Source organism: Stenotrophomonas sp. (genome assembly GCF_032061965.1).
Taxonomy (GTDB): Bacteria; Pseudomonadota; Gammaproteobacteria; order Xanthomonadales; family Xanthomonadaceae; genus Stenotrophomonas.
This window is the reverse complement of the sequence record NZ_DAMBEF010000006.1, coordinates 73063-89423: the sequence shown is the minus strand read 5'-3', so window position 1 is coordinate 89423 and position 16361 is coordinate 73063. Positions and strand designations below refer to the sequence as shown.

Annotated in this window: 15 protein-coding genes and 1 tRNA gene; 7 read left to right on the top strand and 9 right to left on the bottom strand. The window is 64.8% G+C overall.

The features are described 5' to 3' along the window. Window positions 1–394: 394 nt before the first annotated feature. On the bottom strand, window positions 395–1804 hold the full coding sequence (hisS, locus tag RT460_RS04865; RefSeq protein WP_313317506.1) for a histidine--tRNA ligase: 1410 nt from the start codon (window positions 1802–1804) through the stop codon (window positions 395–397). 110 nt (window positions 1805–1914) lie between these two features. Here hisS and RT460_RS04860 point away from each other — a divergent pair, with 110 nt between their 5' ends. Next, window positions 1915–2673, top strand: a complete 759-nt coding sequence (locus RT460_RS04860; RefSeq protein ID WP_313317505.1) for a helix-turn-helix domain-containing protein — start codon at window positions 1915–1917, stop codon at window positions 2671–2673. Between the two features lie 124 nt (window positions 2674–2797). Here RT460_RS04860 and thrC read toward each other — a convergent pair whose 3' ends face one another. The 8 genes from thrC to kdsA all read right to left on the bottom strand — a co-directional run bounded on the left by thrC (window position 2798) and on the right by kdsA (window position 10970). Next, window positions 2798–4093 (bottom strand): threonine synthase, encoded by a 1296-nt coding sequence (gene thrC / locus RT460_RS04855; RefSeq protein WP_313317504.1) that lies wholly within the window; start codon window positions 4091–4093, stop codon window positions 2798–2800. A gap of 55 nt (window positions 4094–4148) precedes the next feature. Further along, on the bottom strand, window positions 4149–5078 hold the full coding sequence (locus tag RT460_RS04850; RefSeq protein ID WP_313317502.1) for a homoserine kinase: 930 nt from the start codon (window positions 5076–5078) through the stop codon (window positions 4149–4151). An 11-nt stretch (window positions 5079–5089) separates the two neighbouring features. Then, window positions 5090–7594, bottom strand: coding sequence for a bifunctional aspartate kinase/homoserine dehydrogenase I (gene thrA, locus RT460_RS04845; RefSeq protein ID WP_313317501.1), 2505 nt, complete (start codon window positions 7592–7594; stop codon window positions 5090–5092). Between the two features lie 89 nt (window positions 7595–7683). Then, entirely contained in the window at window positions 7684–7926 is a 243-nt protein-coding gene (locus RT460_RS04840) for a hypothetical protein (RefSeq protein WP_313317499.1), read from the bottom strand. A gap of 168 nt (window positions 7927–8094) precedes the next feature. Then, window positions 8095–9039 carry a DMT family transporter gene (locus RT460_RS04835; protein ID WP_313317498.1) on the bottom strand — a complete coding sequence of 315 codons (945 nt, stop codon included), beginning with the start codon at window positions 9037–9039 and terminating at the stop codon, window positions 8095–8097. An 89-nt stretch (window positions 9040–9128) separates the two neighbouring features. Next, on the bottom strand, window positions 9129–9869 hold the full coding sequence (locus tag RT460_RS04830) for an AraC family transcriptional regulator (protein ID WP_313317497.1): 741 nt from the start codon (window positions 9867–9869) through the stop codon (window positions 9129–9131). Between the two features lie 54 nt (window positions 9870–9923). Further along, window positions 9924–10000, bottom strand: a tRNA-Arg gene (locus tag RT460_RS04825). Between the two features lie 124 nt (window positions 10001–10124). Then, a complete protein-coding gene (gene kdsA, locus RT460_RS04820; protein WP_313317495.1) occupies window positions 10125–10970 on the bottom strand; it encodes a 3-deoxy-8-phosphooctulonate synthase in 846 nt (281 codons plus the stop codon). Between the two features lie 263 nt (window positions 10971–11233). Here kdsA and RT460_RS04815 point away from each other — a divergent pair, with 263 nt between their 5' ends. The 6 genes from RT460_RS04815 to murB all read left to right on the top strand — a co-directional run bounded on the left by RT460_RS04815 (window position 11234) and on the right by murB (window position 16354). After that, complete coding sequence (locus RT460_RS04815) at window positions 11234–12766, top strand: aldehyde dehydrogenase family protein (protein WP_312367955.1); 1533 nt, start codon at window positions 11234–11236, stop codon at window positions 12764–12766. 87 nt (window positions 12767–12853) lie between these two features. Continuing rightward, window positions 12854–13198 (top strand): DUF4190 domain-containing protein, encoded by a 345-nt coding sequence (locus tag RT460_RS04810; protein ID WP_313317494.1) that lies wholly within the window; start codon window positions 12854–12856, stop codon window positions 13196–13198. Then, window positions 13195–13476, top strand: a complete 282-nt coding sequence (locus RT460_RS04805) for a DUF4190 domain-containing protein (RefSeq protein WP_313317493.1) — start codon at window positions 13195–13197, stop codon at window positions 13474–13476. Before RT460_RS04810 ends, RT460_RS04805 begins: the two co-directional genes overlap by 4 nt. A gap of 7 nt (window positions 13477–13483) precedes the next feature. Beyond that, window positions 13484–14254, top strand: a complete 771-nt coding sequence (locus RT460_RS04800) for a methyltransferase domain-containing protein (RefSeq protein ID WP_313317492.1) — start codon at window positions 13484–13486, stop codon at window positions 14252–14254. A gap of 4 nt (window positions 14255–14258) precedes the next feature. Further along, on the top strand, window positions 14259–15314 hold the full coding sequence (locus RT460_RS04795) for a quinone-dependent dihydroorotate dehydrogenase (RefSeq protein WP_313317491.1): 1056 nt from the start codon (window positions 14259–14261) through the stop codon (window positions 15312–15314). Then, window positions 15311–16354, top strand: a complete 1044-nt coding sequence (gene murB / locus RT460_RS04790) for a UDP-N-acetylmuramate dehydrogenase (RefSeq protein WP_313317489.1) — start codon at window positions 15311–15313, stop codon at window positions 16352–16354. The genes RT460_RS04795 and murB overlap by 4 nt, the downstream gene beginning before the upstream one ends. Window positions 16355–16361 lie beyond the last annotated feature (7 nt).

Sequence of the window (16361 nt, the reverse complement as noted above, 5' to 3'; positions counted from 1 at the left end):
ACTACGGGGTTCATGCGCCAGCCGCTTGCTGCTGTCAGCCAAAGGCTTACCCCTCGCCGGCCCTCTCCTTCGCTGCGCGAAAGGGAGGGGGCACAATCGGTAGAGCCGAGCCATGCTCGGCTGGGGTGTTACCGGGAAGGCTTCTGCCGAGCATGGCTCGGCACTACGGGGTTCATGCGCCAGCCGCTTGCTGCTGTCAGCCAAAGGCTTACCCCTCGCCGGCCCTCTCCTTCGCTGCGCGAAAGGGAGGGGGCACAATCGGTAGAGCCGAGCCATGCTCGGCTGGGGTGTTACCGGGAAGGCTTCTGCCGAGCATGGCTCGGCACTACCTGTTTCGCCGCGCACCTTCGTCTCAGAGGCAAAAAAAGGCCCCGCTATGCGGGGCCTTCCTGAATCAGCGCGCCATCGCGCGGGTCTGTTCCAGCTCTACCTGGAGGGTAGATGCCAGTTCATCCCTGGCCACTTCGAACTGCTGTTCACGCAGCAGGTCCTTGACCGCAACCACGCCGCGCGCCAGTTCGTCCTCACCGGCCAGCACCACGAAACGGATGCCCGCCTTGGCGGCGTACTGGAACTGCTTGCCGATCTTCTTCGGCTCCATCTGCACTTCGGTATTGATGCCACCGGCACGCAGGCGACGGGCGATATCCAGCGACTGCGGCATGGCCGCCTCGTCCATCAAGGCCACCATCGCGTGCACGCTGCTTTCGGCAATACCGTCGATCAGGCCAGCCTCGCGCAGCTGCCAGAACAGGCGGGTCAGGCCAATCGAAATACCCACGCCCGGCAGCTTGGACTTGGTGTAGTGGCTGGCCAGGTCTTCGTAACGGCCGCCCGAGCAGATCGAGCCGATCTGCGGGTGGTCGACCAGGCTGGTCTCGTAAACCGTGCCGGTGTAGTAGTCCAGGCCGCGGGCAATGGAGAAGTTCAGGCAATAGGCCGTTTCCGGTACGCCCAGCGCCTTGACCAGCTCCAGCACCTCACGCAGCTCGGCCGCACCGATACGCAGCGATTCACTGGCCGACTCACCCGCCGCCGCCAGCACTGCGTCAATCTGCGCCAGCGCATCCGCATGCGAGCTGGAGCGCACCTCGACAAAGGACAGGATGCGCTCAACCGCATCGGCCGGCAGACCGAAATCCGGGCCGACCAGGGTCTCACGCACGTACTCCGCACCACGCTTGTCGAGCTTGTCGACTTCACGCAGCACCAGCGCCTGCTGCTCGGCATCCACCACGCCCTGCGCCTCGAAGAAGCCGCGCATCAGCTTGCGGTTGTTCAGCTGCACGGCGAAGTTGCCGATGCGCAGCTCCGAGAACACCGCGTGGATCACCGCCAACACCTCGGCGTCGTAGCGGATGCTCAGCGCGTCCTTGCCAATCACGTCGATGTCGCACTGGTAGAATTCGCGGAAGCGGCCGCGCTGGGCGCGTTCGCCGCGGTAGACGCGCTGCATCTGGTAGCGGCGGAACGGGAAGGTCAGGTCATGCTCGTGCTCGGCCACGTAGCGGGCCAGCGGCACGGTGAGGTCAAAGCGCAGTGCCATTTCCGGCAACCCGCCCTTGTCGGCCGATTCGGCGGCATTGGCCAGCGCACCGGTGGACTGGACGAAATACACCTGGCGCTCGGTCTCGCCACCGGATTTGGTCAGCAGGACGTCGGACAGCTCGAATACCGGGGTTTCCACCGGCAGGAACCCGAAGCGCTCGTAATTGCGGCGGATGACGTCCAGCATGCGCTGGAACGCGATCTGCTCGCGCGGCAGCAATTCCATGATGCCGGGCGGGGTACGGGGCTTGATCACGGGCGAAACTCCTGCAACTCAATGGGGGAAACGGTCGCTAATTCTAGCCGCACACCGCCCGTCTGGCCGCATGAAGTATCATTTACTGTATCTATCCCGACACGACAGTCATGTCCCGGCCAGCCCACGGCTCCGAGCAATCCCCCACTACGTCTGCCACCGCGGACGCCAATGGCGTGCGCGAATGCCTGCAGTGCTCGGTCCGCCATCTGTCGGTGTGCTCGGCGCTTTCCTGCGATGAGGTCCATGCGCTGGAACAGATCACCGTCTCCACGCCGGTGGCCATGGGCACCACCTTGGCCCGCAGCGGCGAGCCGCGCAGTCATGTTTTTACAGTGACAGAAGGCGCGCTGCGGCTGGTACGGACCTTGGCTGATGGGCGCCGCCAGGTCAACGGCTTCGTGCTGCCCGGCGACTACCTGGGGCTGAGCGGCAGCGACCACCATCGCTACGATATCGAGGCCATCGCCGACAGCCGCGTCTGCCGGGTGCCAACCACGCAGATGCGCGACCTGCGCCAGCGCTACCCGCACCTGGAGCGCAAGCTGCTGCAGCGCGCCTGCCAGGAACTGGATGCCGCCCAGGACAACGCCTTGGCGCTTGCCCGCCTGCAGCCACCTGAACGGCTGGCGGATTTCCTGCTGCGCTTGGCCGCCCGCGAGGCCACCTTGAACGGGCGCAGCAGCAACCGCGTCTCGCTGCCGATGGGCCGCGGCGATATCGCCGACCATCTCGGCCTGACCATGGAAACGGTGAGCCGGACGTTCACCAAGCTGCGCCAGCAGGGCCTGATCGCCCTACCCCACCTGAACGTGGTCGAGATCCTCGATCCTGCCGGCCTGCAGAAGCTGGCCAACGACGAGCTCTGAAGCCCCACCTGTAAAGCCGAGCCATGCTCGGCTGACGCCCTTTGTAGAGCCGAGCCATGCTCGGCTGCAACCTTGCCTGCAAGCCACCTGCCGAGCATGGCTCGGCACTACGCTGAATTTCTGCTTACAGCAGCTTTTCGCGCAACGCGGCATATTCCGGCGCACAGGGCTCGGCATGCGCCGGACGCTCCAGCAACGCGGCAAGCGCCGGGGGCACCGGCACTTCACGCCCGATCAGCGGTTCCACCACTGCTTCAAACTTGGCCGGATGTGCGGTTGCCGCGACCGCCCAGTGATCAAGGGGCGCGGCCTCACCACTGCTGCGCAACTGCTCCAACACGTGCACCGCAGTAGCCGTATGCGGGCAAAACACCTCGCCAAACTGGCGATAGCGGGCGCCGATGGTCTCCGTAATTGTCGCGTCGTCCACCGAGAACGACTGGAAGGCACCGCGCAACGCGACATCATCCCCACGATGGAACCAGCGCAAGCGCTCGAAATTGCTGGGCGCCCCCACATCCATTGCATTGGCCAGGGTTGCAACGCTGGCCTTGGGTGCGTAATCGCCGCCAGCGAAATAGTCAGGCAGCACACGGTTGGCATTGGTCGCCAATACGATGCGACCCAGCGGCACGCCCAGCGCGCGCGCCATGATCGCCGCCATCGCGTTACCCAGGTTGCCGGTGGGAATAACGAAGTTCAGCAAGCCGCCATGCACGGCTTGATGGGTGAGCGCTGCATGCGCGTAATAGCTCATCTGCGGCAACAGCCGGCCAAGGCTGATGCTGTTGGCCGAACTGAGCGGCACTTGGGCCTGCAGCTCCGCATCATTGAGTGCTTGTTTGGCCATGGCCTGACAATCATCGAACGAGCCTGCCACGCGCAATGCGCGGATATTGCCGCCCAGGCACCCGAGCTGATGTGCCTGCCGCGGCGAAACCCGACCATCCGGGTACAGCACCACCACCTGCAGATTGGGCTGATTGTGGAATGCGGCAGCAACCGCAGCACCGGTATCACCGGAGGTGGCCACCACGATCGTCAGCGGACGCGTCTGCCCCGCCCGCAGGCGCGACAGGCTGGCCGCCAGGAAGCGCGCGCCGAAATCCTTGAAGGCCGCCGTCGGCCCGTGGAAAAGCTCCAGCACGTGATCGTTGGCGGTAGCCAACGGTTGCAGCGGCGCCGGGAAGTCGAACGCCTCGCTGCAGATGACAGGCAATTCAGCGGCCAACGGGTCACCCGCAAAGAACGGCTGCAACAGGTGTGCAGCGGTGATGGCGATGCTGTCACCAGCGTGCAGCGTGCGCGCCGCCGGCATCTGCTCGGGCACGTACAGACCGCCGTCCGGGGCCAGGCCGGCGGCGATGGCCTGGCTCAAGCTGACGGCGGGAGAAGCACTGCGGGTAGAGATGAAGTTCATTCGAAAATCCGCGAAATAGTTGGGCACGCTCTTCACCGGGAAGAGGTTTGCAAAGTCACAGCAGACGGGCGCCGGGGCTGTTGATCGGCGTTACCCAGCTTTGGCTGTCGAAGCCGGCAGCAGCAAACGCAGCCTGCACCTTGGGCGCGGCAGCCATCGCGATGTCGCGGCTTTCAAACCAGGCGAACACGCTGGGGCCGGCACCGGAAATGCTGGCGCCCATGGCACCGGCAGTCAGTGCGGCCTGCTTCGCCGCGTCGAAGCCGACGATCAGGGGTGCGCGCCGTGGCTCGACCAGCACATCGGCCAGGCCAGCCTTGACCAAGGCAGCATCCCCGGCATGACAACCGGCCAGCACCAGTGCCAGGTTGCTGCTCTGCGCGACGAACTCCTTCAAGGCATAACTACCTTGCAAGGCTTCGCGGGCGCGTCGTGTCTCCAGCAACGCATCCGGGTGTACCAGCAGGCTGTGCCATTGCGCCGGTACCGGCACCGGCACCATGCGCTCCAGCGTGCACAGCACCAGGCCACCCAGGAACATCGGACCGAGATTGTCACCGTGACGACTGCCACTGGCCACCGCCTCGCCTACCAACGAATACGGGTAGAGCTGGTCGCGGCTCAGCGGCACATCGAGCAGCGCATTTGCCGCAACCAGTGCTGCCACGCAGGACGCAGCCGAGCCCCCCATGCCGGAACTGAGCGGTATGCCCTTGTCGATCTCCAACTCAAAACCGAACGGCAGCGCCAGCGCTTCGCGCATGGCGATCAGCGCCGCGCCGGCCGTGTTGCCTGGTGCGTCAAGCGGCAGCGCGACTGCAGCGCCACGGATCGCCGCGATACGTACCTCCGGGGCATCAATGCGACGCACGGTGACCGTATCGCCAACCCCAGGCACCGCGTACCCCAACAGATCAAACCCCACCGCCACATTCGCCACCGAGGCTGGCGAAAATGCCCGCGCCTGACGCAGGCCAGACCCCATTGCCGCATCACTCACAATCGCGCTCCCTCGCCCGCGGCCACCCGCAGTACATCGGCAAACACACCCGCAGCCGTCACCTCCGGGCCTGCGCCCGGACCCTGCACCACCAGCGGATTGTCGCAATAGCGACGCGTGGTGAACTGCACCACGTTGTCGGTCAGCCGCAGGTTGGCAAAGGCATGATCACCAGGCAGCTCGACCAGGCCCACGCTGGGCCGCTGACCCGGCGTGAACTGGGCCACGTAGCGCAGCACGTTGCCGCGTGCCTGCGCGTCGGCCAGGCGCTGGGCGAAGCTGGCATCCACCTCGTGCAGGCGTGCCATGAAGTCTTCAACGCTGGCTTGCTGCAGCGCCGCCGGCACCAGGCTTTCCACCGCAACATCCTCCAGGCTCAGCCCGTGACCCGCCTCGCGCGCCAGGATCACCAGCTTGCGCGCTACGTCGACACCGGAGAGGTCATCGCGCGGATCTGGCTCGGTGTAACCCATGCCGCGCGCCTGCGTGACCAGCTCGGAGAACGGCACGCTGCCATCGTATTTATTGAACAGCCACGCCAGCGTGCCGGAGAAGATGCCGGCAATGGCGGTTACCTCGTCACCGGTGTCCACCAGGTCACGCAAGGTGGTGATCACCGGCAGGCCCGCACCGACGGTTGCCTCATAGCGGAAGCGCGCACCGGTGGACGCAGCCGCCTCGCGGATAGCCTGGTAACGCACCAGCGGGCCGGAACCGGCCTGCTTGTTCGGCGTAACCACATGGATGCCCGCCGCCAACCAGCCCTCATAACGGTCCGCCACTTCGGCACTGCCGCTGCAATCGATGATCAAGGTGTGCGGCAGGCGCGCCGACAACAGATGATCGGTGAACTGATCCAGATCGCTGGGCAACGAGGCATTGTCGAACGCCGCCTTCCAGTTGCCATGCATGCCGCGCTGATCCAGCACCATGCGGTTGCGCGAGACCACCGCCCGCAGGCGCAGATCAAGCTTGGCCCTGGCCAACAATGCTGCCTCGGAGGCATACAACTGGTCGAGCAGAGCCGCCCCCACATTGCCCGGGCCAATCACACCCACCGAGAATGTCTGCGGCGACAGCCAGAAACCGGCATGTGCAGCACGTAGCGCCTTGGTCGCATCGCAGCCGTCAATGGCCACCGAGATGTTGCGCTCGGATGACCCCTGCGCGATCGCCAGGATATTCACCTGGGCCCGGCCCAGCGACTCGAACAGACGCGCCGCAACACCCGGCTGCCCGGCCATGCCATCACCGACTGCAGCCAGCACGCTCACCCCTGTGGTCAGCTGCACCCGTTGCACCTGCCCTGCGGCCAGTTCATGTGAGAACGCCTGCGTCAGTGCATCACGGGCACATTCGGCTTCGGCCTGTTTGACCACGCAGCAGATCGAATGCTCGGACGAACCCTGCGAGATCATCACCACCGATACATGGGCATTGCGCAGCGCCGAGAACACCCGCTCGGCCGTGCCCGGCACACCGATCAAGCCCGTACCTTCGACATTGAGCACGGCCAGATCCGGACTCAGGGTCAGGCCCTTGATCGGGCCGCTGCTGGAACTGTTGGAGGTAATGCGGGTACCCGGATGATCCGGCTGGAACGTATTGCGGATGATGATCGGCAAGCCGCGCTCGATGGCCGGCGACATGGTCTGCGGGTGCACCACCTTGGCGCCGAAGTAAGCCAGTTCGCAGGCCTCGTCGTAGCTGAGCGCGTCCAGCTGTACGGCCTCGGGCACGACCCGCGGGTCGGCCGACAATACGCCATCGACATCGGTCCAGATATGCAGTTCGTCGGCGGCAAACAGCGCGGCGAAGATCGCGCCGGAGAAGTCGCTGCCGTTGCGGCCCAACGTGGTGATGTTGCCCTTGCGGTCACGGGCGACGAAACCGGTCACCACCAACCGCCGTGCCGGATGCGACTCACGCCACAGCGCCAACTTGGCCGCACTGGACTTCCAGTCGACATCGACACCCAGCTCACCGTGATTGACCACCAGCACATCACGCGCATCCAGCACATCGGCATCTTCACCCAGGGCCTGCAGGTGATGCCCCAGCAGGTGCGCGGAGAAGACTTCACCCAAGCCCTGCACGCGATCCAGTACTTCCTGCGGCAGCTCACCTATCACCGCCAGCGCCGCCAGAATCTCGCGCAACCGCTCAAAACGCGCATCCAGCCACTCGATCGTGGCGCCGGAGTGCTCACCCAGCAACGACGCGGCGGCGCCGCGATGGCGGGCGCGCAGCACGTGCCACCGCTCTTCCCAATCCGGACTGGCCTTGGCCGCCGCCCTGGCCAGATCAATCAGCCCGTCGGTCACGCCCTTCATCGCCGACACGACAGTGACCTGGACGACCTCATCGCGGGCAAGCAGCAACTGCGCGACATGGCGATAGCGGTCGGCATCGGCGACGGAGGTACCGCCGAATTTGTGCACGACGGTGCGGACAGCAGCGTCCGCGGCGGGATCGGCGAGTGAAGCAGCAACTGACGACATCGGAAGAACCTCGGCTGGAGGCCCCGACACGCATCTGGATGGAGTTCCCCCGCATCCTGATCCGGGTGCGGGGCCGTGGTTTTCGGAAATTACGCGAAGACGACGGGCCGCACCGGGCTAATGGTGACGGTAATAGTGGTGGTGGTAATGGCGCCGCCGAAGCCGTGCGCGTCAGCGCCGCCGAAAGGCGGTAGCGTTGCGTTGGCAATGGGCTGCAGGCAGTTCATGCAGCAAGAGGACAACAGCAGGGAACACACTGTCAAGTGCTGCACCGCAAAATGTTGCTTGATGAGAACTTCGGCGAAGCTGCGGCTAAAAGTTGCAAATGTCATCAAGCAACAACTTCGGCCATCTAACAGCCAAGCATCGCGCAACAACGCGCCAACGTCCTGTGCTCCGCCCGGGCACGACGCCGCTGCAGCGCGCGCACCGCGCCAAACGAAACTGTCAGTGATCCAGAGCTTTCGCCAAGCAATTGCGCAGAACCAACCTTGGTTGGCTTACACGGACTCCGCCGCAGCCGCGGGTGGACGGTGCGCTGCCGCGCTCCAGACAACTCCCGCCACCAGGCAGACCGCCGCCAGGATTTCCACCGGCAGCGGCCACCGCTGCTGCCACAGGAAACCGTAGACCAGGCCGAACAGGGTCTCGAACACGATCATCTGCCCACCAAGGGTCAGCGGCAGCGCGCGGCTGGCGCGGTTCCAGCAGGCATTGCCCAGGATCGAGGCAAACACAGCGACCACCGCAGCCATTGCCCAGAATCCCGCCCACTGGCCCGCATCGTGGCCCTGCGCGCCGCCGGCAAACGCGAACGGCGTCAACAACAACGCCAGTCCGCCGGTGGCCACGCCGGTCAGCAAGGACCAGTCATGCCCTGACACGTCCGGCACCTTGGCCAACCAACGGGTATTCCCCACCGAATAGGCAGTCCACGACACCAGCGCCCCCACCCCGCACAGCAATCCGATCAGACGCTGACTGGCGCTGCTATGCACATGCGCCGAACCCATCGCCTCATAGCCCATCAGCACCACGCCCGCCACGCACAGCGCCAATGCAGGTGCCAGCCGTGCCAGCGGCACCGCGCCAGGCTCGCGCGAGCCCACCACCGCCACCAGCACGGGCACCATGCCGACAATCAGGGCGGCCGCCGCGCCACCGCTCCATTGCACGCACAGCGACAGCAGCACGAAGTAGATCAGGTTGCCGAGCAGGCTCAACCAGGTCAGCGCCGTCCACTCGGCCTTGCCGACGCGCGCACGAAGTGCCGGCCAGCGCGGCACCAGCAGGATCACGGCGATCAGCCCGTAAACCAGGTAGCGCGCGGCAGCCAGCTGCAGCGGTGAGAAATCCGACAGTACTGCCGGTGCCAGGAACACCAATCCCCATAACGCGCCCGAGGCCACGCCATTGGCGATGCCACCAGCCATCCGATCTTTCATCAAACCACCCAGCTCCTGGAAACCAGCCACAGCATCCGCCGTCGGCGACCCTTCTGTATTGACCCAACCATCGTCCCAGTTGACCGGGACTACGCCTGGAACCCACGTCGATAGCGGCCCGGGGTCACCCCCAGCTCGCGCCGCATGGCCCGCGTGAGCGCACTTTGGTCAGAGTAGCCAGCCTGCTGCGCAATGCGTGCCAAGGGTAGTAGACCTTCGGCGATACGTTGCTGCGCCCATTGCAGGCGCTGCTGCTGCAACCACTGCGCCGGACTTGTGCCCAGCTCACGCGTGAACGCCGCATTCAAGGCCGTCAAGCCCAGACCGGCCTCGCTGGCCATGCGCGCCAACGACCAATCCAGCCCGGGCGCGTGCCGGATCTGTTCACACAAGGCCTGCAAACGAACGGAGCCGCGCCGAGGTGGAGGCACGAACAGCGCATCCACCAGCAAGGGCAGGACATGCTGGACCAACGCAGGCGCCAACTGCGCCTGCCCTGCCGATACCTGCTCCGCGTATCCGAGAAGATGACGGGCGGCGGGCGGCAGGGTGAAGAATGGCTCCCGCTGCCCCTGATCAAGATGGGCCGCTTCGATACGCATGGCGTCACAGTCAACGATCAGGAAGCGGTTGCGCCCCTGCGCCTGCTGCACATGGCTGGCGCCTGGCGCGACGAAGGCCCCACGCTGCAGGTCCAACCGTCCACCGCGGCCATCCACCTCAAGCTCCAGCGCCCCCTCTACCGGTAACACCAGCTGCACGTGCGCATGGCAGTGCCGATGACCGGTGGGGCCATAGCTGCGAAAGCTCAGGGAGTCGTCTGCATGCATATTGGGCAGCGCAAGAAAGGCACCGCGGCTCCAGGGACGTTAGCCATGGAAGTGTGGTGGCCCCGACACGATTCGAACGTGCGACCTGTCCCTTAGGAGGGGACCGCTCTATCCAGCTGAGCTACGGGGCCAAAACGGGGGACAAGAGTACAGGCTAGAACGTGACACGACCAGCGCTGCCAACCGCATTGCGCCCTGGCGGCCCCGGGAAACTGCCGCCATGACTATCGGCGGCAGCTGCATCCGCGCAGGGGATCAGGCGATATCCAGCGCCGGGAATGACTTGACCAGTTCATCCAGCGCCTTGATCTGTGCCAGGAAGGGCTCCAGCACGTCCAGCGGCAACGCGCTGGGGCCGTCGCAACGCGCGTTGTCCGGATCCGGATGGGCTTCCAGGAACAGGCCGGCGATGCCGACCGCCATGCCGGCACGGGCCAGCTCCACCACCTGGCGGCGGCGACCGCCGGAGGCTTCGCTGCCGGCATCACGGCGCTGCAGGCTGTGGGTGACGTCGAAGATGGCCGGCAAGCCGCCGGTCGCCTCGATCATCTCGCGGAAGCCGAGCATGTCCACCACCAGGTTGTCGTAACCGAACTGGGCGCCACGCTCGCACAGGATGATCTGCTCGTTGCCGGCTTCGCGGATCTTGCTGACGATGTGCTTGATCTGGGTCGGACTGAGGAACTGCGGCTTCTTGATGTTGACCGCACGGCCGGTACGGGCGATGGCCGTGACCAGATCGGTCTGCCGGGCCAGGAACGCCGGGATCTGCAGCACGTCGACGACTTCGGCCACAGGCGCGGCCTGGGCGACTTCGTGCACGTCGGTGATCACCGGCACGCCAAAGCGCTGCTTGACCTGTTCGAAGATACGCAACCCCTCTTCCAGCCCCACGCCACGGAAGGAGTTGATCGAGGAGCGGTTGGCCTTGTCGAACGAAGCCTTGAATACATACGGGATACCCAGCTTGCCCGTGACCTGCACGTAGCGCTCGGCGGCATAAAGCGTGGAGTCCAGATCCTCCAGCACATTGAGCCCACCGAACAACACGAAGGGCAGATTGTTGCCAACCACTACCCCGTCCGAAATCGTCACATTCATCTGTCTTTCCTGTTCAAACCGGGGAAGCCCCTGCCAAGGGTGGCGAATATCGCCGAAAACGACCGTGAGCAACAGGGTTGGCTGCGATCCGCGCCCTCGATTCCCGCCCCTGGGCGTGCTGCGCAGCGATACAACCTGTCCCATTCCCCAGACCAGCCCGCACGGGGCCAATCGGTTCACTCTGATACTATGTGGGCCTCACTCCGTCGCCCCACCCGCAGTTTCCGACGGCGCCAAAATCACGTTAAGAAACAGGAGTTTGAATGTCTTCCGAGCTGCTCAAGGCCTTGGCTCTGGATGCCACCAACGCTGGCACCTACATGGGCAACGGGGAATGGTCCGCCGCAACTGGCGCGGGCGTCCTCAAGCCACAGAACCCGACCACCGGCGAAGTGATCGCCGAGGTACAGGCAACGACCGAGGCTGATTACGAAACCGTGATCGCCCGTGCGCAGGAAGCCTACAAGGTATGGCGTACCACCCCGGCCCCGCGCCGCGGCGAAGCCGTGCGCCTGTGCGGCGAAGCACTGCGCAAGCACAAGGACGCGCTGGGCTCGCTGGTCGCCCTGGAAATGGGCAAGTCCAAGCCCGAAGGCGATGGCGAAGTGCAGGAGATGATCGACATCGCCGACTTCGCACTGGGCCAGAGCCGCATGCTGTACGGCTACACCATGCATTCGGAACGCCCCGGCCACCGCATGTACGAGCAGTACCACCCGCTGGGCCTGGTCGGCATCATCTCGGCCTTCAACTTCCCGGTTGCGGTGTGGAGCTGGAATGCGTTCCTGGCTGCCATCTGTGGCGATATCTGCATCTGGAAGCCGTCCAACAAGACTCCGCTGACCGCCATTGCGACGATGAAAATCTGCAATGACGCGCTCAAGGATGGCGGTTTCCCGGACCTGTTCTTCCTGATCAACGACGCCGGCACTGCCCTGTCCGAGAAGATGGTCGACGACCGCCGCGTGCCGCTGATCTCGTTCACCGGTTCCACCCAGGTCGGCCGCACGGTCAACCAGAAGGTCGCCCAGCGCCTGGGCCGTTGCCTGCTGGAACTGGGTGGCAACAACGCCATCATCATGGACGAGACCGCCGACCAGAAGCTGGCCGTGCCGGGCATCGTGTTCGGCGCGGTCGGTACTGCCGGCCAGCGCTGCACCACCACCCGCCGCCTGATCGTGCATGAATCCATCTACGACAACGTTCTGGCCACGCTGATCAAGGCCTACAAGCAGGTCGAAGGCAAGATCGGCGATCCGACCGACGCAGCCAACCTGATGGGCCCGCTGAACAGCCCGGAAGCCGTGCAGCAGTTCCTGGCCTCGATCGCCAAGGCCAAGGCAGCCGGCGGCACCGTCGAGACCGGCGGCACCGCCATCGACCGCGCCGGCAACTTCGTGCTGCCTGCAATTGTCACCGGCCTGAAGAACAGCGATGAAATCGTCCAGCACGAGACCTTCGCCCCGATCCTGTACGTGATGAAGTACAGCACGCTGGACGAAGCCATCGACATGCAGAACGGCGTGCCGCAGGGCCTATCCTCGTCGATCTTCACCCAGAACCTGAAGACCGCCGAGAAGTTCCTGTCGGCCGCCGGCAGCGACTGCGGCATCGCCAACATCAACATCGGCACGTCCGGTGCCGAGATTGGTGGCGCCTTCGGTGGCGAGAAGGACACCGGCGGTGGTCGCGAGTCCGGCTCGGATGCGTGGAAGGTCTATATGCGTCGCCAGACCAACACCATCAACTACTCCGATTCGCTGCCGCTGGCCCAAGGCATCAAGTTCGATCTTTAACAGGGTAAGCGCGGCTCCCGTAACGCGGGAGCCGCTGCCCATGCTGCGCCAGATTCCGATGCCCTACCCTTCAGTGGAGATCCATCGATGAGCTCTGTCTCGATAGACCCAACCCAGCCGGTCAATACCAACGCCATCATCAGCTTCGTTGCTGGGATTCTGGGCTGGACGCTGCTGCCGTTGATCGGCACCGTCGTCGCAATCTGCTATGGCCGTGCTGCACTTACCGAGATCCGGGCATCTCATGGCGCTATGCAAGGCGAGAAGTTGGCGAGGATCGGTTTGTGGCTGGGGTGGGCACACGTGGCGGTGCTGGCATTGGTGCTGATTGCCGCCCCCATCATGACCAGGCCGATCACCGTCCAACTACCCGGCACAGCCGCATTGCAAACCTTTTCGCATGCAGTCAACTCACCGGGAGCCCAGGCATGAATCAAGTCCGTCAAACCAGCAGTTTCGCCGTAGTGTCCCTGGTTGCCGGCATCCTTGGCTGGACCCTGCTGCCGTTTCTTGGCAGCCTGGCCGCGATCATCTTTGGCCATATGGCACGCGGTGAAATCCGCCGCAGCAACGGTCAACTCGATGGCGACGGACTTGCGATCGCTGGCTTGGTGATGGGTTGGTTGTCGGTTGCGATGTGGGTGCTTGTGGTCGTGGTGTTCATCGCGTTCTTCGGCGGCCTGGCGTGGATCGCCGCACTCAACTCGTGAGGGCCGCATGAGCCGACCCGACGCAACCACCCGTTTCAGCAGCCGCGTCGCCGATTACGTGCGCTACCGGCCGGGCTATCCGCCCGCATTGCTGGAATGGCTGCATCGGGATATCGGCGTGCCCCGCACAGCCCGCGTCGCCGACATCGGCGCCGGCACCGGCATTTCTACCCGGATATTCCTGGAAGCAGGACACCCAGTGGTCGCAGTGGAGCCCAACGCGCCAATGCGCGACGCCGCCAAGCAATGGCTCGGCCAGGATTTCCCCGCCTTGCAATTGGTGGACGGCACCGCAGAAGCCACCACCCTCTCCGATCACAGCATTGACCTGGTCAGCGCTGCGCAGGCGTTCCATTGGTTCGACACGGCGGCAGTTCATCGCGAATGGGCGCGCATCCTGCGCCCTGGCGGGATGGCCCTGGTCTACTGGAACTCGCGACTGCTCGAAGGCTCGGCGTTTCTGGTCGGCTACGAGCGCCTGTTGATCGACTACGGCACCGACTACAGCGAGGTTGCCGAGCGCTACCAGAGCGACCAGGAAATGCGCGACTGGTTTGGCACCGGCCTGCGCGGCATCGCCAGCTTTCCCAACGTGCAGTACCTTGACCATGAAAGCCTGCGGGGGCGCCTGCTGTCGTCCTCATACGCACCGCAGGCCGGCCACCCGCGCCACGCTGCAATGCTGGATGCATTGCGCCAGTTGTTCGACAACCACGCCGTGGATGGCAAGGTTGCCTTCCAGTACCAGACCCGCGCCTTCATTGGCACGCTGACTTGAGCTTATGTATTCGATAGCCCGCCCTTTTCTTTTTTGCCTTGATGCAGAGCGCGCCCACGGCCTGGGCCTGTCCGCCCTGGACCTTGCATGGCGCACCGGCACCACGCCGCTGATCGCCGGCCGCATCCAGCCGCTGCCGACCAAGGCCTTTGGCCTGGACTTCCCGAACCCGGTTGGCCTGGCCGCGGGGCTGGACAAGAACGGCGAACACATCGAAGGCTTGTTCGGCCTGGGCTTTGGTTACGTCGAGATCGGCACCATCACCCCGCGCCCGCAAGCCGGCAGCGCCAAGCCGCGCCTGTTCCGGTTGCCCGGCCACGGCGCCATCATCAACCGCATGGGCTTCAACAACCTTGGGGTGGATGCACTGGTCAAGAACGTGGAAGCCGTGCAACGGCGCCCGGGTCCGCTCGGCATCAACATCGGCAAGAACAAGGACACCCCCAACGAGGATGCCCTGTCCGATTACCTGATCTGCATGGAAAAGGTCTATCCGCTGGCGGACTACATCACCGTCAACATCTCCTCGCCCAATACCGCCGGCCTGCGCGAGTTGCAGGAAGAGCAGGCCCTGCGCCGCCTGGTAGCAGGCCTGCGTGAAGCCCAGGAGCAACTGGCGGCCAAGCATGGCAAGCGCGTACCGATGCTGGTCAAGGTGGCACCGGACCTGAGCGACCGCGATATCGATGGCGCCGCGCGTGTCCTGGGCGAACTGGGCGTGGATGGCGTGATTGCCACCAACACCACCATTGCCCGGCCTGGTGTCGACGCCGACCCCGTGTCCAAGGAAATTGGCGGACTGTCCGGCGCTCCCTTGCTCGGCCAATCCACCCTGGTGCTGCGCCGCCTGCGCGCCCGCCTGCCCGAATCGATCCCGCTGATTGGCGTTGGCGGCATCAGTTCCGGTGCTGACGCTGTGGCCAAAATGGCTGCCGGTGCGTCGCTGGTGCAGGTCTACAGCGGCTTGATCTTCCGTGGCCCCAGCCTGATTGGTGATTGCGTGGACGCCATCCGTCGCCGCCGTGAGTCCCCGTCGGGAGGCGCCGTCGCTCCGCTATGACTGCAGCTGTCCCCGCCTGGTCGCTGGCTGAAAACGCCTCCCTGCGCCACCTCAATACCTTCCACGTTCCCGCGCACGCAAAGCGCCTGCTGCACGTCAACGATGCCGCAGCATTGCCTGAAGCACTGGCCACCATCGGCGATGCAGACCTGCTGGTCCTGGGCAGCGGCAGCAATGTATTGCTGGCTGCCGATCCCGACGACGTGGTGCTGGTCTTCGACAACCGTGAAATCACTGCGCTGGAGCATCGCGCCGACCACACCATCGTGCGCGTTGGCGCCGGTGTTATCTGGCATGAGCTGGTCATGTGGTCGCTGACCGAGGGCCTGTCCGGGTTGGAAAACCTGGCACTGATCCCCGGCACGGTAGGCGCCGCCCCCATCCAGAATATCGGCGCCTACGGCGTGCAGGTCGGCGAGTTCATCCAGACCGTCGAAGCCTGGGATCGTCAGGACAACGTCTGGGTGCGACTGGACCAGGAAGCCTGCCGATTCGCCTACCGCGACAGCGTGTTCAAACACGAGCTTGATCGCTACCTGATCACGGCCGTCGAGTTCCGCCTGCCGCTGCTGCATGCGTTGCGCCTGGAGTACGCCGGCATCGGCGAGGAACTGCAGGCTATGGGGATCGAGCAACCGGTGGCCGCCGACGTGGCCAATGCGGTCATCGCCATCCGCCGCCGCAAGCTGCCTGACCCGGACGTATTGGGAAATGCTGGCAGCTTCTTCAAGAACCCGATCCTGCCGATCGAGCAGGTGGACGTGTTGTTGCAACACTACCCTGCCCTGCCCGTGTTCCCTGCCGACGACGAACGTCATCGCAAGGTATCGGCGGCATGGATGATCGAGGCAGCCGGCTTCAAGGGGCAGCGTGATGGCGACGCGGGGGTTTCCCCCAACCACGCCCTGGTGCTGGTGAACCACGGCAACGCCACCGGCGCGGATCTGCTGGCATTCGCTCGCCGCGTATCTGCCGCGGTATTGGAAAAATTCGGCGTGCCGATTGAACCGGAGCCGCGCCTGATCGGCGCCCGCTGGTGAACGCGGC

What these genes read in the sequence shown, in the direction of transcription:
- RT460_RS04815 (WP_312367955.1), top strand. Translation starts at nt 11,234, where the DNA reads ATGTCTTCCGAGCTGCTCAAGGCCTTGGCTCTGGATGCCACCAACGCT.
- RT460_RS04795 (WP_313317491.1), top strand. Translation starts at nt 14,259, where the DNA reads ATGTATTCGATAGCCCGCCCTTTTCTTTTTTGCCTTGATGCAGAGCGC.
- RT460_RS04835 (WP_313317498.1), bottom strand. Translation starts at nt 9,039, where the DNA reads ATGAAAGATCGGATGGCTGGTGGCATCGCCAATGGCGTGGCCTCGGGC.
- RT460_RS04860 (WP_313317505.1), top strand. Translation starts at nt 1,915, where the DNA reads ATGTCCCGGCCAGCCCACGGCTCCGAGCAATCCCCCACTACGTCTGCC.
- thrC (WP_313317504.1), bottom strand. Translation starts at nt 4,093, where the DNA reads ATGAACTTCATCTCTACCCGCAGTGCTTCTCCCGCCGTCAGCTTGAGC.
- RT460_RS04840 (WP_313317499.1), bottom strand. Translation starts at nt 7,926, where the DNA reads ATGACATTTGCAACTTTTAGCCGCAGCTTCGCCGAAGTTCTCATCAAG.
- kdsA (WP_313317495.1), bottom strand. Translation starts at nt 10,970, where the DNA reads ATGAATGTGACGATTTCGGACGGGGTAGTGGTTGGCAACAATCTGCCC.
- murB (WP_313317489.1), top strand. Translation starts at nt 15,311, where the DNA reads ATGACTGCAGCTGTCCCCGCCTGGTCGCTGGCTGAAAACGCCTCCCTG.
- RT460_RS04805 (WP_313317493.1), top strand. Translation starts at nt 13,195, where the DNA reads ATGAATCAAGTCCGTCAAACCAGCAGTTTCGCCGTAGTGTCCCTGGTT.
- RT460_RS04810 (WP_313317494.1), top strand. Translation starts at nt 12,854, where the DNA reads ATGAGCTCTGTCTCGATAGACCCAACCCAGCCGGTCAATACCAACGCC.
- RT460_RS04830 (WP_313317497.1), bottom strand. Translation starts at nt 9,869, where the DNA reads ATGCATGCAGACGACTCCCTGAGCTTTCGCAGCTATGGCCCCACCGGT.
- RT460_RS04800 (WP_313317492.1), top strand. Translation starts at nt 13,484, where the DNA reads ATGAGCCGACCCGACGCAACCACCCGTTTCAGCAGCCGCGTCGCCGAT.
- RT460_RS04850 (WP_313317502.1), bottom strand. Translation starts at nt 5,078, where the DNA reads ATGGGGTCTGGCCTGCGTCAGGCGCGGGCATTTTCGCCAGCCTCGGTG.
- thrA (WP_313317501.1), bottom strand. Translation starts at nt 7,594, where the DNA reads ATGTCGTCAGTTGCTGCTTCACTCGCCGATCCCGCCGCGGACGCTGCT.